The organism is Chthoniobacterales bacterium, assembly GCA_036569045.1.
GTDB lineage: Bacteria > Verrucomicrobiota > Verrucomicrobiia > Chthoniobacterales > JAATET01 > JAATET01.
Genome location: DATCRI010000034.1, coordinates 1 through 25,684 on the forward strand (window position 1 = coordinate 1; position 25,684 = coordinate 25,684).

20 protein-coding genes are annotated in these 25,684 nt (G+C 65.4%); 14 read left to right on the top strand and 6 right to left on the bottom strand.

The genetic code is table 11. The features are described 5' to 3' along the window. The first annotated feature begins 65 nt into the window (after positions 1–65). Together VIM61_06825 and VIM61_06830 are read left to right on the top strand one after the other, a co-directional pair. Positions 66–326: an AbrB/MazE/SpoVT family DNA-binding domain-containing protein gene (locus tag VIM61_06825; protein ID HEY8900106.1), complete on the top strand. Its 261-nt coding sequence runs from the start codon at positions 66–68 to the stop codon at positions 324–326. Next, complete coding sequence (locus VIM61_06830; protein HEY8900107.1) at positions 323–739, top strand: PIN domain-containing protein; 417 nt, start codon at positions 323–325, stop codon at positions 737–739. Before VIM61_06825 ends, VIM61_06830 begins: the two co-directional genes overlap by 4 nt. A 16-nt stretch (positions 740–755) precedes the next feature. On the opposite strand, the gene VIM61_06835 is transcribed toward VIM61_06830, so the two are convergent. Beyond that, complete coding sequence (locus VIM61_06835; protein HEY8900108.1) at positions 756–2,096, bottom strand: Ig-like domain-containing protein; 1,341 nt, start codon at positions 2,094–2,096, stop codon at positions 756–758. Between the two features lie 290 nt (positions 2,097–2,386). On the opposite strand from VIM61_06835, the gene VIM61_06840 reads away from it, so the two are divergent. The 10 genes from VIM61_06840 to VIM61_06885 all read left to right on the top strand — a co-directional run bounded on the left by VIM61_06840 (position 2,387) and on the right by VIM61_06885 (position 11,759). Continuing rightward, positions 2,387–3,940 (top strand): 2-isopropylmalate synthase, encoded by a 1,554-nt coding sequence (locus VIM61_06840; protein HEY8900109.1) that lies wholly within the window; start codon positions 2,387–2,389, stop codon positions 3,938–3,940. A gap of 73 nt (positions 3,941–4,013) precedes the next feature. Next, positions 4,014–4,814, top strand: a complete 801-nt coding sequence (locus VIM61_06845) for a universal stress protein (GenBank protein HEY8900110.1) — start codon at positions 4,014–4,016, stop codon at positions 4,812–4,814. A gap of 62 nt (positions 4,815–4,876) precedes the next feature. After that, positions 4,877–6,160: a chloride channel protein gene (locus VIM61_06850; protein HEY8900111.1), complete on the top strand. Its 1,284-nt coding sequence runs from the start codon at positions 4,877–4,879 to the stop codon at positions 6,158–6,160. A 69-nt stretch (positions 6,161–6,229) separates the two neighbouring features. Further along, the gene (gene yajC, locus VIM61_06855; GenBank protein HEY8900112.1) at positions 6,230–6,568 is read left to right on the top strand and encodes a preprotein translocase subunit YajC; all 339 of its coding nucleotides are present in this window, start codon (positions 6,230–6,232) and stop codon (positions 6,566–6,568) included. 141 nt (positions 6,569–6,709) lie between these two features. Continuing rightward, a complete protein-coding gene (secD, locus tag VIM61_06860) occupies positions 6,710–9,049 on the top strand; it encodes a protein translocase subunit SecD (GenBank protein HEY8900113.1) in 2,340 nt (779 codons plus the stop codon). A 105-nt stretch (positions 9,050–9,154) separates the two neighbouring features. Continuing rightward, entirely contained in the window at positions 9,155–9,538 is a 384-nt protein-coding gene (locus VIM61_06865; GenBank protein HEY8900114.1) for a hypothetical protein, read from the top strand. A gap of 18 nt (positions 9,539–9,556) precedes the next feature. Next, positions 9,557–10,174, top strand: coding sequence for an NUDIX domain-containing protein (locus VIM61_06870; protein HEY8900115.1), 618 nt, complete (start codon positions 9,557–9,559; stop codon positions 10,172–10,174). Positions 10,175–10,254: 80 nt separating this feature from the next. Further along, a complete protein-coding gene (locus VIM61_06875; GenBank protein HEY8900116.1) occupies positions 10,255–10,740 on the top strand; it encodes an HXXEE domain-containing protein in 486 nt (161 codons plus the stop codon). A gap of 2 nt (positions 10,741–10,742) precedes the next feature. Further along, a complete protein-coding gene (locus VIM61_06880) occupies positions 10,743–11,339 on the top strand; it encodes a class I SAM-dependent methyltransferase (protein ID HEY8900117.1) in 597 nt (198 codons plus the stop codon). A 30-nt stretch (positions 11,340–11,369) separates the two neighbouring features. Next, positions 11,370–11,759: a VOC family protein gene (locus VIM61_06885; GenBank protein ID HEY8900118.1), complete on the top strand. Its 390-nt coding sequence runs from the start codon at positions 11,370–11,372 to the stop codon at positions 11,757–11,759. 18 nt (positions 11,760–11,777) lie between these two features. Here VIM61_06885 and VIM61_06890 read toward each other — a convergent pair whose 3' ends face one another. Continuing rightward, entirely contained in the window at positions 11,778–13,346 is a 1,569-nt protein-coding gene (locus VIM61_06890; protein HEY8900119.1) for a serine hydrolase domain-containing protein, read from the bottom strand. Between the two features lie 111 nt (positions 13,347–13,457). On the opposite strand from VIM61_06890, the gene VIM61_06895 reads away from it, so the two are divergent. Beyond that, positions 13,458–14,465, top strand: a complete 1,008-nt coding sequence (locus VIM61_06895; protein ID HEY8900120.1) for an alpha/beta hydrolase — start codon at positions 13,458–13,460, stop codon at positions 14,463–14,465. 13 nt (positions 14,466–14,478) lie between these two features. Here the strand turns inward: VIM61_06895 and VIM61_06900 are convergent, their stop codons facing one another. From VIM61_06900 to VIM61_06915, 4 genes are all read right to left on the bottom strand, one after another. Continuing rightward, positions 14,479–16,794 carry a Tex family protein gene (locus VIM61_06900; protein ID HEY8900121.1) on the bottom strand — a complete coding sequence of 772 codons (2,316 nt, stop codon included), beginning with the start codon at positions 16,792–16,794 and terminating at the stop codon, positions 14,479–14,481. A gap of 115 nt (positions 16,795–16,909) precedes the next feature. Continuing rightward, a complete protein-coding gene (locus VIM61_06905; protein ID HEY8900122.1) occupies positions 16,910–17,740 on the bottom strand; it encodes a L,D-transpeptidase family protein in 831 nt (276 codons plus the stop codon). Between the two features lie 233 nt (positions 17,741–17,973). Then, positions 17,974–21,675 (bottom strand): methionine synthase, encoded by a 3,702-nt coding sequence (metH, locus tag VIM61_06910; GenBank protein HEY8900123.1) that lies wholly within the window; start codon positions 21,673–21,675, stop codon positions 17,974–17,976. 74 nt (positions 21,676–21,749) lie between these two features. Then, positions 21,750–23,546: a cation:proton antiporter gene (locus VIM61_06915; protein ID HEY8900124.1), complete on the bottom strand. Its 1,797-nt coding sequence runs from the start codon at positions 23,544–23,546 to the stop codon at positions 21,750–21,752. Positions 23,547–23,617: 71 nt separating this feature from the next. Between VIM61_06915 and VIM61_06920 the strand changes: the two genes are divergently transcribed. Beyond that, a complete protein-coding gene (locus tag VIM61_06920) occupies positions 23,618–25,654 on the top strand; it encodes a cation:proton antiporter (GenBank protein ID HEY8900125.1) in 2,037 nt (678 codons plus the stop codon). The last annotated feature ends 30 nt before the right edge of the window (positions 25,655–25,684 follow it).

A 25,684-nucleotide genomic window follows, 5' to 3' on the forward strand; every position in this document is an offset into this window, starting at 1 on the left:
CCGCCGCTCCAGGCCGGGCGGTTCGCAAATAGGAGGGGCCACGATCATTGACTCGCGCAGCGGCTGTGTCTACACGTAGATACATGGACGTGGCGACGGCGAAGTTGTTTCAGCATGGCGGGTCGCAGGCCGTGCGGCTGCCGAAGGAATTTCGGATGCCCGGGCGGACCGTGAAGCTGACCCGGACTGCCAATGGCATCCTGATCCAGCCTGATGAAGATAACCGCCGCCGGGCCCAGCTCTTCGCGGCGATGGAGGGAAGTTGCCCCGATTTTCCGGATATCGCTCCGCTGCCGCCGGATCTTCCGCGGGACCCGCTGATGTGATTTATTTTCCCGACACGAATGCGTTCTCCGCGCACTTGCGCGGGACCAGCCCGGCGCTGTCGACGCGCATGGTGGAGGCTCTGGAGGCGGGGGAGTTGCGGTTCTCGATCGTCGTTTTCCTCGAGCTGGCGTATGGCGCGCGCAAGGCGGAACTCGCGGGCGAGAAACGCCCCGCGGCGAGGGTGGCGAAATTGCGGGACGTGCTGCCCATCGAGCCGCTCACGGAATCCGTTGCTGCGCACTACGCGCGAATCCGGACGGCGCTGGAGCGGGATGGTCGGCTGATTGGCGGAATGGATTTGCTGATCGGGGCGCACGCCCTGGCGCTCGAGGCGACGGTCGTCACGGCGAACGTCGGTGAGTTTTCCCGCGTGGCCGGTTTGAAGGTCGAGAATTGGCAGGCGGCGGCGTGAGCGGCGCGCTCAGCGGCTACTCCCGCGTGACCGTGAGGCTGCGTCTGGCGATCTGACCGACGCGATTGGTGGCGGCGATGCGGATATGGTTGATGCCGGGTTTCAGGCGGGCGGTGAATTGCCAAATCGCGGTGCCCGAGGTGCGGCGCCAGTGCGGACTTTTGTTGATGCGGTAGCGCACGGACTGGATGCCGGTCGGGCTCGAGGCGGCGCCGGCGATGCGGATCCGCGAGGCGGTGGTGGTGGGGTTGGCGGGGTCGTTGATCGTGATGCGCGGGCGGCCGGGGATGCGGTGCAGGCCGAGGATGCCGCGCTGGAGATCATACATGACGTCGTATTCGAAGAAGGCGGAGTTCCCGAGGTTGGTATTCGGCTGGCCCTTCGACTCGATCGCGATGCTGCGGAATGGCGGCGTGAATACGGGATCGAAGGTCCAGTTCCAGTCGCCGTGCCCGGCGGCGAAGGCGGCGAGCTGGGTGTCCGCCTTCAGATGGTCGCCGTCGGCGAATTCCTTCGGTAGCGGGGTCTTGCGAGTCGTGCGGTAATTGGGGGTGGAGGCGCCGCTGTCCAGCAGGCCATACATGGGCGTCGAGAAATCGGCCGAGCCGGGGCGGGAAAGCGTGACGGTCACGTCGAGGAGATACTGCTCGCGCGTCTGGTAGCCGCTGGGGAAGAAAACCGGCGCGCCGTTCGTGGTGGTGAGCCTTCGCATGGGAATCTGAATCTCGAACCGCCGCCGGATTTCGTCCGTGAGGCCGACGAGAATCTGGCCCTGGCGAACGGGCCGATTGACCTGGCCCTGGCGCACGAGGCCGCGGGTCTCGATGATGAAGCCGGTGGAGAGATTGCCCGGCAGCTGCGGGATGATCGCGAACATGCCGTTCTTGTGCTCCAGGCCGGAACCCATGTTCCCGAAAAAGGCGCCGTGGAGGGGCGGGATGTCCTGTTTGACGAGATGGTTCCACTTTTTCGGAGTGAGCCCGGGACCCGAGGCCCGGGTGATGCGTCCGGCGCGCACGCCGTCGGTTTTTGCGCCGTGGCCGAAGTCCACCGTGGTCTCGACGATGTCGTATTCGTAGGAGACGCCGCTGCCGTAGGATTGCGGGTTCGGGCCGGGGCCGATGACCCTGGCGTTGGGCCACCATTCCGCCCGCGCTCCGTAGAATCCCGTCGAGCCGGTGTCGACTTCGTAGAGCTTCGCGACGGGCGAGCCGCCCAGGGCCGCGTAAATGCCGAGCCGATGGCCGCCGCCGTCCTCGAGGACGTGATACAGCGGGATGCTCACGGTCTCCGGCGCCGCGGGAAGAGTCGTTGGCGCGAGCGCGAGGAGCGGAGCGAGCAGGCGAGGAATGTTCATGGCTGCGAGAAGTTTCCGGCGTCGGGTTTTCAGGCTATCAAGGAATGATGCTGCCGGGAAGCCGGTGGCGAGGGAAATACCGGTTGCCACGACCGGGATGCGACGCTACATCTGTTGGCCATGGTCAAGGCCGCGCGCACTTCTCTCCTCGCGCTTCGACTCGGGTTGCTCCCGAGCCGACTTCCTCTCCTTTTGCTTTAATTTCCTGGCTTAACTGCGTGTTTCTGGCGGCGTGGTGAGGGCCACGAGCTTCCTTTTTTCTTCGCCGGAAAACCCAATTCCCCAAAGTTATGTCCGATAAAGTTGTGATTTTCGATACGACGCTGCGCGATGGCGAGCAATGCCCCGGCGCGTCGATGAACCTGCGTGAAAAGATGGAGGTCGCCCGCCAGCTGGGGCGCCTGAACGTCGATGTGATCGAGGCCGGCTTCCCGGTGATCAGCGACGGCGATTTCGAGGCCGTTCGCACGATTGCCGAGGAGGTCCGCGGTCCGATCATTTGCGGTCTCGCGCGTTGCGTGTCCAGGGACATCGACGCCGCGGGCGCGGCGGTGAAGGCCGCCGGCGAGCGCGGGCGCATCCACGTCTTCCTGGCCACGTCGGCGATCCATCGCGAGTTCAAGCTGAAGAAGGCTGAGGACGAAATCATTCGCATGGCCGTCGAGGGCGTGAAGCGTGCGAAGGGCCTGGTGAAGGACGTCGAATTCTCGCCCGAGGACGCCTCGCGCACCGAGCCGGAATTTCTGGCCCGCGTCGTGCAGGCCGCCATCGAGGCTGGCGCCACGACGGTCAACATCCCCGACACGGTCGGCTATGCGGTGCCCGAGCAATATGCCTCGCTGATCACGTATCTGCGCAGCAATGTCCGCAATATCGACGACGCGATCATCAGCGTGCACTGCCACGACGATCTGGGCCTGGCGGTGGCGAACTCGCTGGCCGCGATCAAGGCCGGCGCGCGGCAGGTCGAGGGCACGTTCAACGGCATCGGCGAGCGCGCGGGCAACTGCGCGCTGGAGGAAGTCGTCATGGCGATCAGGACGCGGCCGGATTTCTTCGGCGGCATCCACACCAATGTCGTGACGCGTGAGATCCTGAAGTCGTCGCGCCTGATTGCGCGGATGAGCGGCCTGCAGGTCGCCCGCAGCAAGGCGATCGTCGGCGAGAATGCCTTCGCGCACAGCTCGGGCATTCACCAGGACGGCATCCTGAAGAAGCGCGAGACCTACGAGATCATGGATCCCGAGGAGGTCGGCTGGGGCGGCACGGAATTGCCGCTGACGAAGCACTCCGGCCGCCACGCGATGGCTTCGCGCCTGGAGCATCTGGGCTTCAAGCTGACTGACGCCGAGAGCGACGCCGTGTTCGTGCGCTTCAAGGAAATCGGCGACAAGAAGAAGTTCGTTTACGACGACGACCTGAGCGCGCTGGTGGACGATTCGATCGGCAGCGTCGGCGAGACCTATTCGCTCGATTACATCCACGTCACGAGCGGTTCCACGACCGTGCCGACGGCAACGGTGAAATTGCGGAAGGGCGACGAGAGCTTCCAGGATTCCAGCCCGGGCAATGGTGCGGTGGATGCCGCGATGCAGGCGATCGATCGCATCGTGGACAAGCACGGCACGCTGGCTTCGTATCAGGTGGAGGCCGTCACGCAGGGCCGCGATTCGCTGGGCGAGGTGACCGTGAAAATCGATTTCGGCGACGGCCAGCTCGTGACCGGCAAGGGGGCGAGCACCGACGTCGTCGAGGCGAGCGCCCGCGCTTATCTGAACGCGATCAATCGCTCGTTCGCCTTGGAACAAACCGCCACGCGGCGTTTCGAATCGGCAGGTGTCTAGCGCGGAAAGTTCGGGTGTCAAGGACGGTGGGAAATCGGATGACGCTTCGCGGAATCGGGATTACATCGTCTCCATGCCCGGCGCATATCAGAACATCGGCGTCGCCTCGACCTTCTCGCCGCGCTTCCATGCGGTGCTGTCCGAGGCGGACCGCTATGCGAGCCGGCTCGGCAGTCCGCTCAGTGTGATTCACGCCTCCGCCGAGCACGCCGAGGGCATCGCGAAGTTTTTCGAGGCCCTGGAGAAGCTCGGTCGCGCGGGGAATACCGGCATTATCTGGTCGGAGGCCGCCACGCCCGCCGATGCCATCCTTTCCGCCTGCGCGCGCAATGGAATCGACCTCCTGCTCGCCGGTGCGCTCGAGCGGCAGGGCGACCATCGCAATTTCGTCGGTGGCGTCGCCCGGGAACTCCTCGAGCGCGCGACCTGCGATCTGTTGTTGCTGCCGAGACCCGAGGAGCAGGGCGCATCCTGCCGCCGCGTGGCCGTCGATGTGGATCTCAAAAAGCCGTCCGTCGAGTTTCTCAATCGCGCCTGCGAACTGGCTACCCGTCTCGGCGCGACGGAAATGATCTTCCTTGGTGTCGTCACCCCCTTCGACCAGGCGCGGGTTCCCGCCGGCGAGGGGCCGCTCGACGAGGCGCGACTGGCCGGCATCGTGGACGGCGCTTCCGGCTTCTCTGGTGACGTCGATTACCGCCTGCTGCGCTCGACCACCGGATTTTCGCTCTGCGATTTTCTGCAGGATTTCGGCGCGGATCTGTTCGTCGCCGGCCTGCGCAGCGTGGATGGCGCCCGCCGGATCCCGACGCGGCTGGACTGGCTGCGGCAGGTGATTCCCACAAACGTCCTGCTCGCGGGCATCGAAGGCTGAGTCTTGTCGCCACCGACTTGTCCTTTATAGAGTCGGCGATGGGCAAATCGAAGATTGCCGGCTTGGGGTGGCGTCCGCTGGCTGCAACCGCCTCGATTGGGCTGAGCTCCGGGCTTGTGGCGGTCGCCTTCGCCGCGGCTGCGAGCTGGATCGAGAGCAACTTCCTGTTTGATCACGCGAATGGCTCCTTCGGCAGCTTTGCGCTGACGGCGTTCCTGCTGATGACGGGCGGCGCGCTCGTTGCCGGCTGGCTGATGCATCGCTTTGCGCCCGACGCCGCCGGGAGCGGCATTCCGCAGGTGAAGGTTGCCTACCAGCGAGGAGCGATCAATTTCACCTGGCGGCTCGTGCTCGTGAAATTCGTGGGCGGCGTGCTGTCGATCGGCACCGGCTCCAGCCTCGGCCGCGAAGGCCCGACCGTCCACATGGGCGCCGCACTGGCGAGCAAGATCGGGGCGTGGTTTCGCGAGTCCCGGGAAGGTCGCCTGAACGCCATTTGCGCCGGATCGGCGGCGGGTCTCGCAGCGGCGTTCAACAGTCCGCTGGCCGGCGTGACTCTCGTGCTCGAGGAAATTGCCGGCGGCCAGAATCAGGCGAAGTTCGCCGGCCGCTCGCTGTTTGCCGCCGCGCTGGCCGTGGTCATCGTCTATCTCATGCTCGGGAATCATCCCGCGCTGCCGCTGGGGTGGAACGTTCCGCTCACCTGGCCGGTCATCTGGCTTTCTCCGGTGATGGCGCTCGTCGCGGGCATGGCCGGCATCGTTTTTCAGCGCGGCACGCTCGCCCTGCGCGGGTGGATGAAACACGCGCCGATCCACCCGGTTTTCCGACCCGCGGCGGGCGCGGTGATCGGTTGCGCCGCGGCGGTGGGCGCCTTTGGAATGACCGGGCAGCTCGGCGTTTTCGGCCTTGGAGAGGAAAATCTTCACGACACTCTCCAGAATCACATCGTCTGGGAGGTGGCCGCCATCCTGCTCGTCGCCAAGATCATCGCCACCATCTTCTGCTATGGCACCGGCGGCTGCGGCGGCATCTTCGCCCCGCTGATCTTTTTCGGCGGAATGTGCGGCACGGTGGTCTACGGCCTGACGCCGGGAGCGGTCGGGCTCACGCCGTCGGATCAGACGATGCTTTCACTCGTCGGCATGACCGCCTGCCTGTGCGCCGTCGTCCGCGCGCCGATCACTTCCGTCCTGATCGTGACCGAGATGACCCAGCAGCTCGATGCGCTCCCGGTCCTGATGGTCGCCGCCGTGGTTGGGGCGTTTTTGAATCGCTGGCTCTGCCTCGAGAACCTCTACGATGCGGCGCTGCGGCAGGATGGCATCCACATCGACGCGAAATGAGTGCCGGTCCCGCATGGTCGATTTGCTTGGACTCTCCGCGGCCTCGTTTCTAGATTCCCCGCTCTTGCCATGAATTTCACCGATCTCCTTCTCTTCGCCCAAGCTGCCACGCCTGCGCCCGCCGGTCCCGCGCCGAGCCCCATCATGCAGTTCGTGCCGCTCATTTTCATCTTCGTCATCTTCTACTTCCTGCTCATCCGCCCGCAGCAGAAGAAGCAGAAGGAGCACGCCAAGCTCGTTGCCGGCATTCAGAGCGGCGACGCCGTCGTCACCAGCGCCGGCATTCATGGCGTCGTGACCAACGTGAAGGACAAGACCATCCTCGTGCGCGTCGCCGACAACGTGAAACTCGAGTTCGACCGCGCGGCGATCGTCACCGTCTCGCGCGACTCGGAAAAAAGCGCCTAACCGCCAGATCGAAGGGACGGCCGCAGCCGTCCCGCCCCGTTTGAATTTCTTGGACAGCCGGACGCATCCGCCTATGCTTTCCGGCTCGGCTGGCTGCGTCTCCCCACGGGCAGGTCACCGCGCCTTGCGAAATCCCTATCTATGTCTCCCGCACTCGTCTTTGGCTTCGGCCTTCTGATTCTCGTTCTCTTCGGCTGGTATTTTGCCACCGACCTCGCGAGCCGCAAGCGCTGGCTCGGCCTCGTTCTCACGGTGTTGCTCGTGGCGTTCTGCGTCGAGGAAGTCACCCCGCTCGACAAGAAGATCCGCCTCGGTCTCGACCTGCGTGGCGGCTCCTCGTTCCTCATCAAGCTTGTTCGTGAGCCCGGCGCCGAGCCCATCAACAAGGACCTGCTCGAGCGCGCCGTGGAGGTCATCCGCACCCGCGTCGACAAGCTCGGCGTGAGCGAGCCGGACATCGCTCCGCAGGGTGAGGACCGCATCTCCGTCCAGATTGCCGGCCTCAGCGACGAGGCCATGCAGCAGGCGAAGGCCCAGCTCCAGCGCGTCGCCAAGCTCGAATTTTCGATCGTCTATCCCGGGAGCGCGGGCGTGATCGAGCAGGTGAAGGCCGGCCAGGCCATCCTGCCGCCCGGCTACGTCATCAAGACGACGAAGCACGAAGGCACCAACGGCAAGACAACCACCGAGGAACTGCTCATCGGTCGCAAGGCCGATCTCGGCGGCGACCACGTGAAGAAGGCCTTCGCCTATTTCGACCAGCAGGGCTGGGGCGTCAGCCTCGAATTCGACGCCGAGGGCGCGAAGCTCTTCGACGCCCTCGCGGCGAACAACGTCGGTAACCGGCTCGCCATTGTTCTCGACGGCGACGTCATCTCCGCGCCGACGCTGCAGACGGCAAACTTCCACGGCAAGGCCCAGATCACCGGCAACTTCAGCGAAGAGGAGGCCCGCGATCTCGCGAGCGCCCTGGAGAATCCTCTCCGCGTCCCCGTGCAGATCGAGGAAGTCCGCAGCGTCTCGCCCACGCTCGGCGCCGATTCCATCAACAGTGGCGTGCTTTCCGGCGTCGGCGGCCTCGTGCTCGTCTGCATCGCCGTCCTCGTCTACTACCGCCTGCCCGGCATCGTTGCTCTCGTCGGCCTCGCGGTGAATCTCGTCCTCCTGCTGGGCATGATGGCCATGTTCGGCTTCGTGCTCACCCTGCCTGGTATCGCGGGTATCATCCTCTCCATCGGCATGGCGGTGGATGCGAACGTCCTCATCTACGAGCGTCTCCGCGAGGAGCAGGCCGCGGGCAAATCCCTGGCCGCCGCCCTCAACGGCGCCTACGAGAAGGCCTTCAGCGCCATCTTCGACGCGAACCTCACGACGCTCATTACCTCGGTCATCCTGTTCATTCAGGCCACCGGCTCGGTGAAGGGCTTCGCCGTCACGCTCACGCTCGGCATCATCGCCTCGATGTTTTCGGCGCTGCTCGTCACCCGCACGATCTTTCGCTGGTGGGTGGAAAAGGGCGGCTTGAAGAAGATCACGATGCTCGATCTCATTCCGAAGAAGTCCTTCGACTTTATTGGGAAACGCCGTCTCGCCATCAGCATCTCCGCGATCTTCATCGTCGGCTCATTCGTGGTCTTCGGCATTCGGGGCGCGAACAACTTTGGGATCGACTTCCGCGGAGGCGACCTGCTGTCCGTTACCTCCAAGGCTCCCGTCAGCATTCAGGATGCTCGCGTCGTCACCGATCAGCTCGGCCTCGGCGAGGCTGTCGTCATTCAGATGGAGCGCCAGGGCACCGCGAACCTGCTCACCTTCCGCAGCCCCGAAGGCACCGGCGAAAAAATCCTCGCCAGGCTGAAGGCTGATTACCCGGACCGGGGTATCGCCAGTGCGGGACAGGACACCGTCGGCGCCCGTATCGGCATGGAATTCGCGAAGCGCGCCGGCTGGGCCCTCGCCCTCGGCATGCTCGGCATTCTTGTCTACGTCACGATGCGGTTCGAATTTTCCTTCGCGCTCGGCGCCATCGTCGCCGTTTTGCACGACGTCATCATCACGATCGGTGTCTTTTCGCTCATCGGCGGAGAGCTCTCCCTCGTGATGGTCGGCGCGATCCTCACGATTGCCGGCTACTCGATCAACGACACCATCGTCGTGTTCGATCGCATCCGCGAGCGGCTCGCCGACGGGGCTGGCGGCAGCATTTCGCAACTGATGAACACCGCGATCAACGAGACCCTTGGCCGCACGATCCTCACCGGCGGCACCACGCTGCTCTCCGTGGGCGCGCTGTGGATCTTCGGCGGCGCCGTGCTGCGCGACTTCGCCTTCGCCATCTTCGCGGGCATCGTGATCGGCACGTATTCCTCGGTCTTCGTGGCCGCGCCGATCGTGCTCTGGTGGTCGCGTTTCCGCGGCAAGAGCATCCGCCGCGAAGTCCTCGATTCCGAGGCCGCCCGCCAGGTCCGCAACGCGGCCTGAGATTTTGGAGAAAAAGGGGACGGGTGTCGTCCGTCCCCTTTTTTCGTTCCGACAACCCGGCCAAAAGGCTCGCTGGCTGGAATCCTGCTGCTAGTGTCGGGGCATATGGCGCTTCCCGCTTATCTTCGTCGATCGAAAATTCGTGTCATTCTTGGCTTCCTTGCTGCGGCCACCCTCGGGCTCTCTCACGCGCAGGAGCTCGCGACCCTCTCGCTCACGCCGAAGGACATTCGCTATGTTCAGATTCAGCTGAATCCCGGCGATCATCCGAAGGTCGACATCTATTTCACCAAGAAGAAGCTCGCCGAGACCCACGAACTCATCACCGCGAACCTCGACAAGCCCTTCAACATCGTGATGGACGGCAAGCTCGTCGCCACGCCGCGCATCAAACACCCCCTTTACTACAAGAAGCAGTTCGTCACCCTCGGTTTTCCCGATCTCGCCGCCGCCGTCGCCGCCGCGCGGACCCTCGTGCCGATGCCCTGAGTCGGCGCGCCGTTTGCCATGAAGCGACTGGCGCTTGCCCTGCTGGGAGGAAGTCTTTTGGTCGTCGATTGGGCGTCCGCGCAGGCGGCCTCCCACCCGGCAGGAATCATTCTCTACACGGAAACGCCTGCCGGCGTGGAGTTGCTCCTCGCGGACCACGCTTCGCCCTCGGAGCGGGGATGGGCGACCTTCGGCGGGCAGGCAGAAGCGGGTGAAACCATCGCCGAAACCGCCGCCCGCGAGACCGAGGAGGAAACGCACGGCTACTTCAAGCGCGCCGCCCTGCTTGCACAGATCAAGGATCGCAAGCCGATCTTCGACGGACCGTTTGCCTTCTTCTTCGTAAAGGTCGACCGCGTGCCGGTCGAGAAACTCGCGGCGTCATCGATTCCGGCGAACAATCCCGCCTACGCCGAGCGCGGCCCGTATGCGTGGGTGCCCTATGCCGAAGTTGCCCGCTATCTGAGCGGCGAGTCGGCCTTCCCGTTCCACCTGCCGTCCCGCTATCTGCCCGCCACGCGAAACACCGACTGGCTCTGGCCCGTGGCGCTCCATAACCTCCTCGCGGCCAGCGAGGCGAACGCCCTGCCCTGGAAGGCGGCGAAGCCCGCCGCCGCAGCCTCTCCTCATCCCTGAAAGCGACTTTCGAACGCCTCGCCGCAAACTGGGTCTACGGCGGATTCCTGGCCGGTCTGCTGCTGCTTGGCCTGCTCCCGGTGCTGGCCCGCGAATGGTCTCTCGCCCTCGTGCTCGTCTATCTGCAGCTGCCGATCTACATGCTTCACCAACTCGAGGAGCACGATGGCGACCGCTTCCGGCTCTTTGTCAACGAGGTGCTCGGGAAGGGCCGCGAAGTGCTCTCGAAGACGGCGGTCTTCGTCATCAACATCCCCGGCGTGTGGGGCGTGAATCTTGTCTCCATCCTCCTCGCGGCGTTCGTGAACCTCGGCTACGGCCTCATCGGAATCTATCTGCCGCTGGTCAATGCCGTCGCTCACATCGGTCAGGGACTGGCTCTTCGGCGCTACAATCCCGGCCTCCTGACGTCGGTAGTGCTGTTCCTGCCGGCGGGAATTGCCGGAGTCTGGGCGGTCACCGCCGCCGGGCATGGAGGCTGGCTTTATCAGGTAATCGGTCTCGGGAGCGCGATCGTCATTCACGCGGGGATCATGATCTACGCTGCCCGCCAGTTGCGTCGCTGACGATGGATCCTCGCCAGACCGCGGCTCACTACGACCAGATCGCTGGCTGGATCCAGCAAAGCACCAGTCCGACCTACGGCCTCGCGGCGCTGCGGCGCGCCCTTGCATTCACCGCCGGCTCCGGCGTCGCTCTCGATGTCGGTTGCGGCCCGACCGGCCGCTTCCTCACGGTTCTCGAGGAGGCGGGTTTTGCGGTCGAGGGCCTCGATGCGTCCGCCGAAATGCTCGCTCTCGCGCGCACGCGAAACGCCGGGGCAACTTTCCACCACGCCGACATCTGCGAGTGGGACTTCCCCCGGGCCTTCGATGTCATCACCGCCTGGGACAGCATCTTCCATCTGCCGCTCGACCGGCAGGAACCCGTGCTGCGAAAGCTGTGCGCGGGCCTCGCACCGGGCGGAGTGCTTCTCTTTACCTGCGGCGGCGGGCCGCCCGGCGAAATCTCCGGCGAGATGCAGGGGCTGCGCTTCGATTACAGCACGCTCGGTCCGGAACGGAATGTCGCCATCCTCGCCGAGGAAGGCTGCCTTGTTCGGCATCTCGATTTCGATCAATGGCCGGAGGGCCACGTCGTCATTATCGCCCAGCGGCCGGCTTGAGTCGGGAAGAGCGTTCGATAGTCTCAAAGCATGACTTTCCTCGGCCTGCATCACGTCGCGGTGATCTGCTCGGACTACGCGCGCTCGAAGGATTTTTACACGCGCGTGCTGGGCCTCGCGATCGTAGCCGAAACGTATCGGGCAGGACGCGACTCCTACAAACTCGACCTCGCGCTGCCCGACGGCACCGAGATCGAGCTGTTCTCGTTTCCAAATCCGCCGCCGCGTCCGTCCCGGCCGGAGGCGCAGGGTCTGCGGCACCTGGCGTTTGCCGTGAGCGATCTCGATGCGACGATGGCGGAACTCGTCGCGCACGCCGTGGAGATCGAGCCGGTGCGCGTCGATGAACTCACCGGCCGGCGATACACGTTCTTCGCCGACCCGGATGGGCTGCCGCTCGAGCTGGTCGAGATGACGTAGCTCGCGCTCCTCGGAAGGTCAGCGAACTCTCGCGAGGTTCTGCCAGCCGAGCGGGGCGAGGTTCGGAATCACGAGTTCGTTGAAGCGGGTTCCGTCGAAGTTCTGGAATTCCAGCCCGATCAATCCGCCCTCGGGGGTGCGGGCGGCGAGTTGGCCATTCTCCGCGATGATCTGCACCTTGACGTTGGTGCGCCGGGCGGTGGCTTTGAAGAAGAGGGCGTTGTGGCCGCTTTCCGGATCGAAGCTCTCGGTGACGTCGAAGTCGCCGACGAAGTCGTTGCGGTATTTGCCGGCGTAGGCGTCGAGCGGGCGGCCGTCGATGATCGCAGGGGCGTTCACGAGGCCGAAAAGCCCGCTGATGAGCGTGTCGACGCCGGTTCTCGCGCCGTCCGTCGCGGCGCGCCGGCGAAAAGTCGTCAGCGTGCCGGGGCGCACGTGGCCGGTGTCATACAACTGGAAGAACATGTCGACCACGGCCTCGGGAAGGAGGGTGAGGAAGCCGTTCGTGAGCACGACGATGCCGATGCTGTCGGCGCGCCGGAAGCTGACGATCGTGCGGGCGCCGGCGGAGAACGCGCCGTTATGGTTGATGTATTCGGTGCCGTCGGGCTTCACCGTGATGTCCCAGCCGATGCCGTAGTAGGCGTGGTCGCGCGGATCCGTGCCCACCCGCACGCCCTTGCCGAGGTCGGTGTAGCGGCGGTAGCAGGCATCGAGCGCCGAGGGGAGCACGATTTGGCGGCCATCCGCCACGCCGCGGTTGAGGTGAAGCTGGAGGAAGGCCGCGATGTCGAGAATGCTGCCGCTCACGCCGCCAGCCGGCGCCTGCGCATCCGTGGGGCGAACGAACGCCGGCACGGGCTTTCCATCGACGATGATGTGCAGCGCGGCGCGGTCGCGGGTCCGCCCGAATCGATGGTAAATGGCGGTCGCGGTGTTCATGCCGGCGGGACGCAGGAGGAGCCGCTGGAGTGCCTCGGGGTAGGGCTGGCCGGTCACCGAGGCTGCGGCGACGCCGCCGACGGTGACGCCGAAATTCGAGTATTCCCACCGTTTGCGGAAATTCTCCGCGACGGAGACGAACTGCATCCGGTCGAGGATAGTGCGTTGCGGCAGGCCGAGGCCCTCCAGGAAATCTCCCGCCGGGCCCGGCAGACCGCGCAGGTCGAGCATGTCGCGGATCGTGGCCAGGCGCGTCGGGCGCGTCTCGGCCACCCGGAACCAGGGCAGCAGATCGTGAATCCGGCTATCCCAGCCCAGCCGGCCCTGCGACACCAGCATCGCGGCGAAGGTGGACGTGATCGGCTTCGACATCGAGGCGAACTGGAAGAGCGTCGTCGCGCGGATGGGGCGCGCCCGGCCGGTCTCGCAAACGCCGGTCACGAGCGGATAGACGCGGTCGCGGGTGACGACGGCGAGCGCCATGCCGGGAGTGTCGAAGCCGCGCCGAAAGGCGACCGCGCGTTTCCGGAGTTGCGGGAGCAGCGCCTCCACCCTCGCGTTCTGCTCGGCCAGCGTCTCCGCGCGAAGGGCCGGCTGGCTGGCGACGACGATGCCGGCAAGGAGGAGGGCGAGATTGCGACGCATGGGAGAGAGCTTGTTCGGTTTGGCTGGGATGACAAGCAGTCCCCGGGCCGATGTCGGATCATCCGGCCGCGGTTCTGGTCAACCCGTGAAAAAGAGCCTAGGCCTGTCGATGTGAAGCTTCTTCATTTCCTCGTGATCGGCTTTCTGACTGCCGTCGTCGGCCATCCGGCCGCCCTGGGGGCGACCGCGCAAGCTCGGGAAGCCCGCCGGGCCTGTCTTTGTGACGTCTCCGCCCACAAGGTCCGTTTCATCACGGTAGAGCCAGGCGTGCAGCTGGAAGTGCTCGACTGGGGCGGGCGCGGCGAGCCCCTGGTCCTGCTCGCCGGGCTCGGCGACAACGCGCATGTGTTCGACGAGTTCGCCTACCAGCTCAATGATCGGTTTCACATCATCGGCATCACGCGCCGGGGCTTTGGACGGTCCAGCCAGCCCGCGGATGGTTACGACGTCGGCACCCGGGCCCGCGACGACATCGCCGTGCTCGACGCGCTGGGGATCGATCGGGCCATCTTTGTCGGGCATTCCATCGCCGGCACGGAGATGAACGTGCTGGGCGCCGAGTGGCCGGGCCGCGTGCGGAAACTCGTCTACCTCGACGCGCTGGATCTCGGCTCGGGAGGATGGGCCTCTCTTCCTCAGCCGCCTTCCGCGCCCGATCTGCGGCCCGCGGATCTGCGGTCCGTGCAGACCCTCGCCGCCGCCGATGCCCGCGACGACGGCTACCGCAAACCTCTCGCCGCCCTCTGCAATTTCGTGATCACGTCCCGCTCTGGCCGGGTGGTGGGTGCGGTCACGCCCCCGGAGATTTCCCGAAAGATCATCGACGGACTGCAACCGGCGGACTACGCCCGCATCCAGACGCCCACCCTCGGGATTTTCAATCACATCACTCCGCAGTATCGCCTGCCCTACTACGACGACCTGTCCGCCGCGAAGCGTCGCGAATTCGACAGTAGCATCCGGGCGCTCTCCCGCTGGAACACCGGAGCGATCGCGCGATTTCGCTCCGGTGTGAAGAATGCGCGCGTCGTCGAGCTGCGCGATACGAACCACTATGTGTTCATCGTCGACGAGTCGCTCGTGACCCGCGAAATCCGCCGCTTCCTGCTCGGCAAGTAGCGCGGCCCGTCGATCAGTGCTTCTTCGACTGGGCGGCGGTGAACCAGTCGACGTTGCCGAACGGGTTGCCCATGCCGCCGCCCGCGGCGGCGCGCTGGCCGCCCTCGCGACGGGGACCGCGATCCGCGTTGTCGCGTTGCGGACGTTCGCCGCGGCGCTGCGGGCCGAGCTCGGGCCGGGCCTTCAACGAGAGGGCGATGCGCTTGCGGGCGAGGTCCACTTCGGTGACCGTCGCCATCACCTTCTGGCCGACCTTGAGAATGTCGGCGGGGTTTTTGACGAACTGATCGCTGAGCTGGCTGATGTGGGCAAGGCCGTCCTGATGGACGCCGATGTCGATGAACGCGCCGAAGGCCGTGACGTTCGTGACGATGCCGGGCAGCTTCAGGCCGATCGTGAGGTCTTCCATTTTCTCGACGCCCTCGGCGAAGCTGAAGGCTTCGAACTGCTCGCGCGGGTCGCGCCCGGGCTTCGCGAGCTCGGCGAGGATGTCGGTGATCGTCGGGAGGCCGACCTCGTCGGTGACGTATTTTTTCGGATCGATCTTCGCGCGCTTCGCACCGTCCTTGAGCAAGTCGGTGACGGTGCAGCCGAGGTCGGCGGCCATCCTGTCGACGAGTGGATAACGCTCGGGGTGCACGGCGCTGGCGTCGAGCGGATGCGCGCCGTCGCGGATGCGGAGGAAGCCGGCGGCTTGCTCGAAGGCTTTCGGGCCGAGGCCGGAGACGGTTTTCAACTCGTCGCGGGACTTGAACGGACCGTTCGAGTCGCGGTGCGAGACGATGCCCGCGGCCGTGCGGCTGTTCAGGCCGGAGACGTAGGTGAGAAGGTGCTTGCTGGCGGTGTTGAGTTCCACGCCCACGCCGTTCACGCACGAGACGACGACGTCGTCGAGGCTGCGCTTCAGGGCGGACTGGTCGACATCGTGCTGGTATTGGCCGACGCCGATCGATTTCGGGTCGAGCTTCACCAGCTCGGCGAGGGGATCCATCAGACGGCGACCGATCGAGACCGCGCCGCGCACGGTGACGTCGTGGTCGGGGAATTCCTCGCGGGCGACATCGCTGGCGCTGTAGATCGACGCGCCGGATTCGCTCACCATCACGATGGCGACGCTGGCGGGCAGGCCGAGCTTGCGGACGAAGCCTTCGGTTTCGCGGGAGGCGGTGCCGTTGCCGATGGCGATGGCCTCGACTTTGAATTTCTCGACGCAGGTCTTGATGATGTGCGCGGCCTCCATGCGCTCGCGGTCGCTCTTCTCGGGATAGATGACGTCGTTCGCGAGGAGTTTGCCCTGCTTGTCGAGGAGGACGATCTTGCAGCCGGTGCGGAAGCCGGGGTCGATCCCGAGCACGGCGCGCTGGCCGAGCGGCGAGGCGAGCAGGAGTTCGCGGAGGTTGTCGGCGAAGACGCGGATCGCCTCCTCGTCGGCCTTCTTTTTGTAGAACAGGCGGGCCTCGCCCTCCATCGCGTAGCCAAGCAGGCGCTTGTAGCAATCATGCGCGGCGAGCTTGACCTGCTCGCCGGCGGGGGTGGCGTTCTTGACGAACAGGCGCTCGAGAATGCCGAGCGCGGCGCTTTCCTCGGGCGTGAGACGCGCGTAGAGAAAGCCCTCGGTCTCGCCGCGGCGGATGGCAAGAATGCGGTGCGACGGCGACTTTGCGGCGGGTTCGCTCCAGTCGAAGTAGTCCTTGAACTTCGCGCCCTCGGTTTCCTTGCCGGTGAGCACCTTGGATTTCAGGACGCCCTCGTTGAGGTAGAGGTCGCGAAGCTTTGCGCGGGCGGTGGCGTCGTCGGCCATGCGCTCGGCAAGAATGTCGCGGGCGCCGAGGAGGACGTCGGCGATGGAATTGAGCGTGTTCGTCTTGGCGTCGACGGTGACGCTGGCGCCAACGTGCGGCGCGGCTTCCTTCTCGGGATCGGTCGCCGGGTCCTGTGCCCAGAGGAGTTCGGAAAGGGGTTCGAGGCCGAGTTCCTTCGCGATGGTGGCCCGGGTGCGCTTCTTCGGGCGGAACGGGAGGTAGAGATCCTCGAGTGTCGTGAGCGTCTCGGCGGCGTCGATTTTCGCCTTCAGTTCGAGGGTGAGCAGCTTGCGCTCCTCAAGCGAGCTGACGATGGCCTCGCGGCGCTTGTCGAGTTCGCCGAGCTGGTCGAGACGGTCGCGGATCGCGGTGATGGCGACTTCGTCGAGTTCGCCGGTGCGCTCCTTGCGGTAGCGGGCGATGAAGGGAACGGTGGCGCCTTCCTCGAGAAGGACGGCCGTCGCGGCGACCTGGCGGGGCTGGAGGCTGAGTTCCTGGGAGACTTTGAGGAGATGTTGCTCGATCACGGGACGAAAATTGGAAATTGGGAAAGGGCGGCAATGATCGAAAGTCCGCCCGCGGAAGGGAAGCCGGAAGACGCTTTGCCGGCGGGCAACGCCGGGGCCAAGAATGCCGGCCTGGCTAGCGAATTTCGACGAGCGTGCCGACCGGGAGGAGGGCGAAGAGTTCCTTCGCGGTCTTTTCCGGCAGGCGGACGCAGCCGTGCGAGGCCGGGTAGCCCATTTGCGGACCGGCATGCAAACCGAAATCACGGCAGGAAAGGCGCAGGAAGAAGGGCATGCGGGCCGGATAAATCGTGGATTTCCATTGCCGGTATTTGTTCGTGATGAGGTAGCGGCCGGGCGGGGTGGGGGTGGACTCCTTGCCGGAGCAGACCGGGGAGGTGAGAAGGACGGTTTCGTCCTTCCAGACGGTGGCTCGCTGGCTTGCGAGGTCGACGCGCACGCGGTAGCGCGTGGGTTCCGACCCGGGCTGGATGCCCATCAGAATGCACATGATGCGGAGGTGCCCGGCCCGGGCGGCCTGCCAGAGCGCGAACGTCTGGTTTTTCCGGGATTCGCGATGGGGGTCGGCTCCCGCCGCGAGGAGCAGGCGCACTGCGGGCTCATTGCCAATGGCCGCGGCAAACATCAGGGGCGTGTAGCCGGTCTCGAGGCGCAGGTAGTAGGCGAGTTCCTCGTCGTGGTAGCGCGCGCGGAGGGCGTCCGCCGCGGCGGTGTGCGGGAGCTCGGCCTCGGGATTTCCGCCGTCGTTGAGGGCGAGGCGCAGCCGTTCGACATCCCCATCCGCGATGGCCTCGAAAACCGCGACGGCAAAGGTTTCCTCCGGGCCGGGAGTCGGCGAGGGGACCGGGCTCGCCGCGGGCTCAGCGGCGGCGGCCGATCCGAGGATCGCGAATCCAAACCACAGGGCAATGACGGGCCGCAGCATGGGAAACAGGGGGTGTGCCATCGAAACCTAAGGCGGGCCGGGCACGGGCCGCAAGGCTGCGGAAATACAGGGGGCTGGCGGCGGATTTTTTTTTGACGAACGGGACGCAATTCGGCATCCCGAAAAGAAATTGGTCAGTTCTCGAAAACTCCCTGATGATGGGCGCTACTCGCACGCGCAAGTGGCGGATCTACGAGAAGGCGCTCTGAGGGCCGGCGGTGCATGCGCCCCGCCGCACGGGATCGACCACGTCCTCAGCCTTCGGGCTCGTAGTTGAGCCAGGGGCCGAGCCATTTTTCGACCTCGGCGACAGGCATCGATTTGCGCGCGGCGTAGCTCGCGATCTGGTCGGGCTCAAGTTTGCCGACGGCGAAATATTTCGCCAGTTCGCTCGCGAAGTAGAGGCCGCTCACGCTGCTGCCGGGGTGCATGGCCAGCGATTCGGTGAGGGTGATGCCGGTGTTTGTGGTGGCGTCGAGCAGGCGGAAGAGATCCCGCTTCTCGGTGTGGTCGGGTTGCGACGGGTAGCCGGGCGCGGGGCGGATGCCGCGGTATTTTTCGCGGATGAACTCCTCGTTCGTGAGGTTTTCGGTGCGGCCAAAGCCCCACAAATCGCGCGCCCTCTTGTGCAGGCACTCGGCGAAGGCCTCGGCAAAGCGGTCGCCCAGCGCGCTGACCATGAGCGAATTGTAGTCGTCGTGCTCGGCCTTGAATTTTTCGCTGAGATCGTGGACCTCGGGGCCGGCGGTGACGGCGAAGCCGCCGACGGAATCGAGTCGGCCGGAGGATTTCGGCGCGACGAAATCCGCCAACGACCAGTTCGGCTGGCCGGCGGGCTTTTTCATTTGCTGGCGCAGGCCGTGGAAGTGGCCAACGATCCGGCGCGCCCCGGGATCGGCGGGATCGTAGATTTCGATGTCCTCGCCGTTGCTGTTTGCAGGCCAGAGGGCGAGCACGCCGCGGGCGCGGAAGAGTTTTTTGCCGACGATTTTGTCGAGCAGGCGACGGGCGTCGTCGTAAAGCGTCTTCGCCTCGGCGCCGACGAATTCGTCCTCGAAGATCGCGGGATAGCGGCCGCGGAGTTCCCACGCGTGGAAGAACGGCGACCAGTCGAAATATTCCACCAGCTCTTCGAGCGGGAAGTCGTCGAACACCTGCACGCCGTATTTCCCGGGCACGGCGAGGCCGGCGGCGGCCCAGTCGATCTGGAAGGCGTTCGCCTTTGCCTCTTCGAAGGTGAGCATGGCCTTCTCCTTCGTGCGGCCGGCGTGTTCCTCGCGGAGCTTCTCGTATTCGGCGTCGAGCTGGGCGAGGTAGGCGGGCTTTTGCTCGGGGCTGAGGAGGGCGCTGACGACGTTGACGGCGCGAGAGGCGTCGAGCACATGGACGACGCCGTGGTCGTAGTGCTGGCGAATCTTGACGGCGGTGTGGGCCTTGCTCGTGGTCGCGCCGCCGAGGATGAGCGGCAGGGTGAAGCCTTCGCGGGTCATTTCCTTCGCGACGTGGATCATCTCGTCGAGGGACGGAGTGATGAGGCCGGAGAGGCCGATGACGTCGCAATTTTTCTCCTTCGCGGTGGCGAGGATTTTCTCGCAGGGGACCATCACGCCCATGTCGACGACCTCGTAGTTGTTACAGGCGAGGACGACGCCGACGATGTTCTTGCCGATGTCGTGGACGTCGCCCTTCACGGTGGCCATGAGGACGCGGCCCTGCGTGCGGGCGTCGGGATTCGCGGCGCGCTCGGCTTCCATCAGCGGAGTGAGCCAGGCGACGGATTTCTTCATCACGCGGGCGCTCTTCACGACCTGCGGGAGGAACATCTTTCCGGCGCCGAAGAGGTCGCCGACGACGCTCATGCCGGCCATGAGCGGGCCCTCGATGACGAGCAGCGGCTTGCCGTAGACGGCGAGGGCTTCCTCGGTATCGGCGTCGACGAAGTCGGTGATGCCCTTGATGAGCGCGTGCTTGAGGCGCTCCTCGACTGGGCCTTCGCGCCAGGAAAGGTCGGCCGTGGCGGCCTTCGTGCCGCTGGCCTTGTCCTTGAGTTCGTCGGCGAAGGTGACGAGGCGTTCGGTGGCGTCCTCGCGGCGATTGAGGAGGACGTCCTCGATGCGTTCGCGGAGGTCGGCAGGGACGTCCTCGTAAACGGCGAGCTGGCCGGCATTCACGATGCCCATGTCGAGGCCGGCCTGGATGGCGTGGTAGAGGAAGCACGAGTGCATGGCCTCGCGCACGGCGTTGTTGCCGCGGAACGAGAACGAGACGTTGCTGATGCCGCCGCTCACGCGGGCGAAGGGCAGGTTCGCCTTGATCCAGCGCGTAGCCTCGATGAAGTCGAGGGCGTAGTCCGCGTGCTCCTCGATGCCGGTGGCGACGGTGAGGACGTTCGGATCGAAGATGATGTCCTCGGGCGGGAAGCCGACTTCCTCGACGAGGATGCGGTAGGCGCGGCCGCAGATTTCCACGCGGCGCTCGTAGTTGTCGGCCTGGCCCTGCTCGTCGAAGGCCATGACGACCGCGGCGGCGCCGTAGCGGCGAACGACGGCGGCCTGGCGCTTGAATTCCTCCTCGCCGACCTTCAGCGAAATGGAGTTCACGACGGCCTTGCCCTGGATGCAGCGCAGGCCGGCCTCGATGACCTCGAACTTCGACGAGTCCACCATGATCGGGACGCGCGAGATGTCGGGTTCGCTCGCGATGAGGTTGCAGAACTTCGTCATGGCCGCGGCGCCGTCGAGCATGCCTTCGTCCATGTTGATATCGATGATCTGCGCGCCGGCCTCGACCTGCTGGCGGGCGACGGAGAGGGCGGTGTCGTAGTCGCCGGCGAGGATGAGCTTCGCGAAGCGCGGGGAGCCGGTGACATTCGTGCGCTCGCCGATGTTGATGAACGGGATTTCCGGGCGCGCGGTGAAGGGCTCGAGACCGCTGAGGCGGAGCGTGGTCTCGCGGGCTGGGATGGCGCGGGGTTTGTGGCCGCGGACGGCCTTCGCGATGGCGGCGATGTGGTCCGGAGTGGTGCCACAGCAGCCGCCGATGATGTTCAGCCAGCCCTGCTCGGCCCAATCCTCGAGCTGGGGCGCGAGGGTATCCGGCGTCTCGGGGAAGCCGGTGGGCGAGAGCGGGTCGGGCAGGCCGGCGTTCGGGTAGGTGCTGACGAAGAACGGCGCCTTGGTCGAGAGTTCCTCGATGTAGGGGCGCATTTCCTTCGGACCGAGGGCGCAGTTCAGGCCGACGGAGAGGAGCGGGAAGTGGCTGACGGAATTCAGGAACGCCTCGACGGTCTGGCCGGTGAGGGTGCGCCCGGAGAGGTCGGTGATGGTGCCCGAGATCATGACGGGCAGCCGCGTGCCGGTCTCGGCGAAGAATTCGCTGATCGCGAAGAGGGCGGCCTTCGAGTTGAGCGTGTCGAAGATCGTCTCGACGAGAAGGATGTCCACACCGCCGGCAACGAGGGCCTCGATCTGCTCGCGGTAGGCGGTGACGACCTCCTCGAAGGTCACGTCGCGCGCGCCGGGGTCGTTCACATCGCGGGAAATGCTGAGCGTGCGGTTGAGCGGTCCGATGGCGCCGGCGACGAAGACGCGGCGGTCGGTGCAGGCGTCGGCGGCTTCGCGGGCGACCTTGGCGGCGGCGAGGTTGAGCTGCGGCACGAGCGCCTGCATGCCGTAGTCGGCCATGGCGATGGTGGTCGCGCTGAAGGTGTTCGTCTCGATGATGTCCGCGCCGGCCGCGATGTATTGGCTGTGGATCTCGCGGATGACCTCCGGCTTCGTGATGCAGAGCAGGTCGTTGTTGCCCTTCACGTCGCTCGACCAGTCCTTGAACTCCTCGCCGCGGTAGTCCGCCTCTTCCAGCTTGTAGCGCTGCACCATCGTGCCCATCGCGCCGTCGAGGATGAGGATGCGTTCGGCGAGCAGGTCGCGCAGGGCTTGGGTGGTCGGATCGGTCATCGGTAAAACGAAAAAATTAACGCATCAAAATATATTGATGCGTTTGTGGGGTTCAAGGGGCGAATTGGGGAAGGTCAGGCGTCGCCGAACAGGTCCCGGCGCACGCGTTCGCGCTCGCGGTCGATGTGATCGAACGTGGCGCCGAGCGAACGGAGGACGAACTCGGTCATGGTGAGGGCGACTTCGCCCTCGGCGGTGACGACCTGATCCGCGCCGGCGCGATCGAGAGCGAGCGATTCGTTGAGGTAGTTCGCGCGGGCGAGGACGCGGATTTCGGGATTCAATTCCCGGGCGATGCGGATGGCCTCGGCGACGTGGGCGACGTTCGAAGCGGTGAAGATGAGGGCCTCGGCGCTGCGGATGCCGGCGGCTTCGAGGGTCTGGCGGCTGCCGGCCTCGCCGTAGACTGCGGGCAGGCCGCTGGAGCGCAGGGAGCGCACGGTGTCGACGTTCATTTCGACGATGGTGGGGCGAATGCCGTTGCGCTCGAGGATGCGTTTCACGGTGCGGCCGACTGGGCCGTAGCCGACGACGATGGCAGAATGCTCGTCGTCGCTGGTGGGGACGGCCGGGCCGTCGGGAAGCCGCTCCGGCGGGTTTAGCCAGCGGGAAAGCCGGCCGTGGCGGGCGAGCCAGGCGTTGATCTTCGGAGTGGCCTTGTAGAGGAGCGGGTTGAGGGTGATCGAAATGATCGCGGCGCTCACGAGGACGTTGAGTGCGCTCTCGGGCAGAACATTCAGATCCCGCCCCATCGCGGCGAGGATGAACGAGAATTCGCCGATCTGCGCGAGGGCTACGGCGACGCCGAGAGAAACCTGGAATGGGTAACGGAGCAGGCGAACGACGAGGAATGCGGCGAGCGACTTGCCCAGGATGACGACGATGGTCGCCAGCGCGATGAGTTGCCAGTCCTGCGAGAGGCGGGTGACATCGAAGAGCATGCCGACCGAAACGAAGAACAGCACGGCGAAGGCGTCGCGGAACGGCAGGGCCTCGGTCGCGGCGCGGTTGCTGAACTCCGACTGGCCGACGACCATGCCCGCAAGGAAGGCGCCGAGGGCCATCGACGCGCCGAAGAGCTTCGCGGAGACGACGGCCACGCCGAGGGCGAGCACGAGGATCGTCAGCATGAACAGCTCCCGCGAGCCGGTGCGGGCGACGTATTCGAGAATCTTCGGAATCACGAACCGACCGAGCGCAAACGTGAGGAGGATGAGGGCGGCGAGCTTCAGCAACGCGATGCCGACGGCGCCGGCGATGGCTTTGGCCGAGTCCGCGCCCCATCCGGCGTCGCCCGCCGTGGCGCCGACGAGCGCGGGCAGCAACACGAGCGCGATCACGGTAAAAATGTCCTCCACGACAAGCCAGCCGACGGCGATGTGGCCGGTGCGGGTATGCAGTGCGCCGTGGTCCGAGAGAACACGGACGAGCACGACCGTGCTCGCGACCGAGATCGAGAGGCCGAAGACGAGGCCGGCGGTCCAGTCCCAGCCGCAGAAATGCGTGGCAAGGGCGCCGAGCAGCGTGGCGGCGGCAATCTGCGCGAGCGCGCCGGGGATGGCGATTCGCCGCACGGCGAGCAGCTCCTTGATGTGAAACTGCAGGCCGACGCCGAACATCAGGAGGATCACCCCGATCTCCGCCATCTGGCTGGCAAGGTCCTCGTCCGCGTCGAAGCCGGGGGAGTGCGGGCTGACGGCAATGCCCGCGAGCAGGTAGCCAACGATCGGCGACAGGCCGAGGCGTGTGGTGATGAACCCGAAAATCAGCGCGGCGGTCAGACCGCCCGTGAACGTGAGAATGAGGTTGAGGCTGTCGTGCACGGCGCGGGAAGTCTCCGCGCGACCCGCTGGCGTGGCCAGTCGAAACAAGCTTTTACGGATTTTTACCCGTTATCGCGGGTGACGATTGACTCTCCGCGGCACGCCTCGGAAGATGGCGCGTGCACGACCTCGCATTTCTCCAGGATCTCTCGCTGGTGATGATCGTCGCCGCCTTGGCGACGATCCTTTTTCGGCAATTCAAGCAGCCGGTGGTGCTCGGCTACATCCTGGCCGGATTCGTCATCGGCCCGCACACGCCGGCGATGTTCGGCTTCATTTCCGACGAGGAAAACATCCAGACGCTGGCCGAGCTGGGCGTGATTTTCCTGATGTTCGCACTCGGGCTTGAATTCAGTCTGCGGAAGTTGAAAGCCGTGGGCGCGACCGCCTTCATTGCGGCGGCCCTCGAGATTTTGCTGATGATCTGGGCGGGCTACCAGCTTGGGCTGGCCTTTGGGTGGAGCCAGATGGATGCCATCTTTCTCGGCGCGATCCTTTCGATCTCGTCGACGACGATCATCATCAAGGCGCTGGAGGGCCTGGGAAAGACCAAGGAGCGTTTCGCGAGTCTCATTTTCGGCATTCTCATCGTGGAGGACATCCTCGCGATCGTGATGATTGCGCTCCTGTCCGGGTTTGCGACCACGGGGGAATTCGTCGCCCGCGAGATCGGGATGACGATCGTCGGTCTCTGCAGCTTCCTGGGAGGGTTGCTCGTGGTCGGTCTGATCGCCGTGCCGCGGCTGTTGAACTACGTGGCGAAGTTTCGCAGTAACGAGATGCTGCTCGTGACGGTGGTGGGACTGTGCTTCGGGGTATCGCTGCTTACCGTCAAGCTCGGCTACAGTGTGGCGTTGGGGGCGTTCCTCATCGGGGCTATCATCGCCGAGGCGCGACAGATCGCGAAAGTCGAGGCGCTCATGCATCCCGTGCGCGACCTTTTCAGCGCGGTGTTCTTCGTTTCGATCGGCCTGCTCATCGATCCGGCGCTGATTGCGAAATACGCCGTGCCGATCGTGCTCATCACGGCGGTGGTCGTGGCCGGAAAAGTGATCACTTGCTCGCTGGGCTGCCTGGCCGCCGGCAACGACATGCGCACGTCCATGCGTGTCGGCATGGGCCTCGCGCAGATCGGCGAATTCTCGTTCATCATCGCGTCGCTGGGACTTACGCTGAAGGTGACGAGCGATTTCATCTATCCGATCGCAGTGGCGGTCTCGGCGGTGACGACGCTGCTCACGCCTTATCTCATCAAAAGCTCCGACGGGCTTGTCGCGTGGTTCGACCGGGTCGCGCCGCGTCCCGTGGTGGATGTGGTGGACGCCTACAGCAAATGGGTGGGGGCGATCGGTGAAAAGCGCAGCAGCAGCATGGCGACGAAGATCCTCGGCAAGCTCGCGTGGCAGATCGCCCTGAACTTCCTGCTTGCGACGGGCGTCTTCATCGCGGCGGTGGTGATCCATGCGCGCTACGGAGCGCAGTGGGACGATGGATTCCCCGGCGGCCGCGACAGCCTGAAGGCGACGATCTGGCTCGCCGCGTTGCTGGTGAGCTTTCCGTGCCTGATCGCGATCTGGCGGAAGATCCAAGCCGGCGGGATGATGATTGCGGAGCTGAGCGTGAGCCCGAAGACGGCGGGATCGAACACCTCGGCGCTGCGGGCGATGATCTCGGGAATGGTGCTGCTCGTGGGCTCGGGCGTGATGCTCGTGTGGCTACTGGTGCTGAGCGCGACGCTGATGCCGTCGTGGAAGACGCTGCTCGCGGCCTCCGGGATCGCCCTTGTCGTCGGCATCCTGCTCTACCGCGCGGCGGTGAAGCTCTACGCGCGGGCGCAGTTCGCGCTGCACGACACCTTCGCGCAGGAGCCGGACCCCGATGACCATCCGCTCGCGGTGAAGATTCCCTCGCTGTTGCGCGAGGCGAAGCTCGATGCCGTGAAGATTCCGGCCGATGCCGTGGCGGTGGGCTCGATGATCTCGGAGCTGAAGCTGCGCAGCGAGACCGGCGCGAGCATCGTGGGCATCGAGCGTGGCGGGACGAGCGTGATCAATCCGCCGCCCGAGGAGGAGATCCTGGTCGATGACGAGGTGATGCTGCTCGGCAGTCCGCAGCAGCTCGCCTCCGCCCGCGCGTTGCTGCTGCGCAGCGCCTAGCCAGCCGGCATTTTCGGGGTAGGTTGGCTT

Excerpts from the sequence above, each read along its gene's own strand:
- VIM61_06845 (HEY8900110.1), top strand. The coding sequence starts at position 4,014 with ATGCCCGGCGCATATCAGAACATCGGCGTCGCCTCGACCTTCTCGCCG.
- VIM61_06885 (HEY8900118.1), top strand. The coding sequence starts at position 11,370 with ATGACTTTCCTCGGCCTGCATCACGTCGCGGTGATCTGCTCGGACTAC.
- VIM61_06870 (HEY8900115.1), top strand. The coding sequence starts at position 9,557 with ATGAAGCGACTGGCGCTTGCCCTGCTGGGAGGAAGTCTTTTGGTCGTC.
- VIM61_06880 (HEY8900117.1), top strand. The coding sequence starts at position 10,743 with ATGGATCCTCGCCAGACCGCGGCTCACTACGACCAGATCGCTGGCTGG.
- VIM61_06865 (HEY8900114.1), top strand. The coding sequence starts at position 9,155 with ATGGCGCTTCCCGCTTATCTTCGTCGATCGAAAATTCGTGTCATTCTT.
- secD (HEY8900113.1), top strand. The coding sequence starts at position 6,710 with ATGTCTCCCGCACTCGTCTTTGGCTTCGGCCTTCTGATTCTCGTTCTC.
- VIM61_06840 (HEY8900109.1), top strand. The coding sequence starts at position 2,387 with ATGTCCGATAAAGTTGTGATTTTCGATACGACGCTGCGCGATGGCGAG.
- metH (HEY8900123.1), bottom strand. The coding sequence starts at position 21,675 with ATGACCGATCCGACCACCCAAGCCCTGCGCGACCTGCTCGCCGAACGC.
- VIM61_06905 (HEY8900122.1), bottom strand. The coding sequence starts at position 17,740 with ATGGCACACCCCCTGTTTCCCATGCTGCGGCCCGTCATTGCCCTGTGG.
- VIM61_06890 (HEY8900119.1), bottom strand. The coding sequence starts at position 13,346 with ATGCGTCGCAATCTCGCCCTCCTCCTTGCCGGCATCGTCGTCGCCAGC.
- yajC (HEY8900112.1), top strand. The coding sequence starts at position 6,230 with ATGAATTTCACCGATCTCCTTCTCTTCGCCCAAGCTGCCACGCCTGCG.
- VIM61_06835 (HEY8900108.1), bottom strand. The coding sequence starts at position 2,096 with ATGAACATTCCTCGCCTGCTCGCTCCGCTCCTCGCGCTCGCGCCAACG.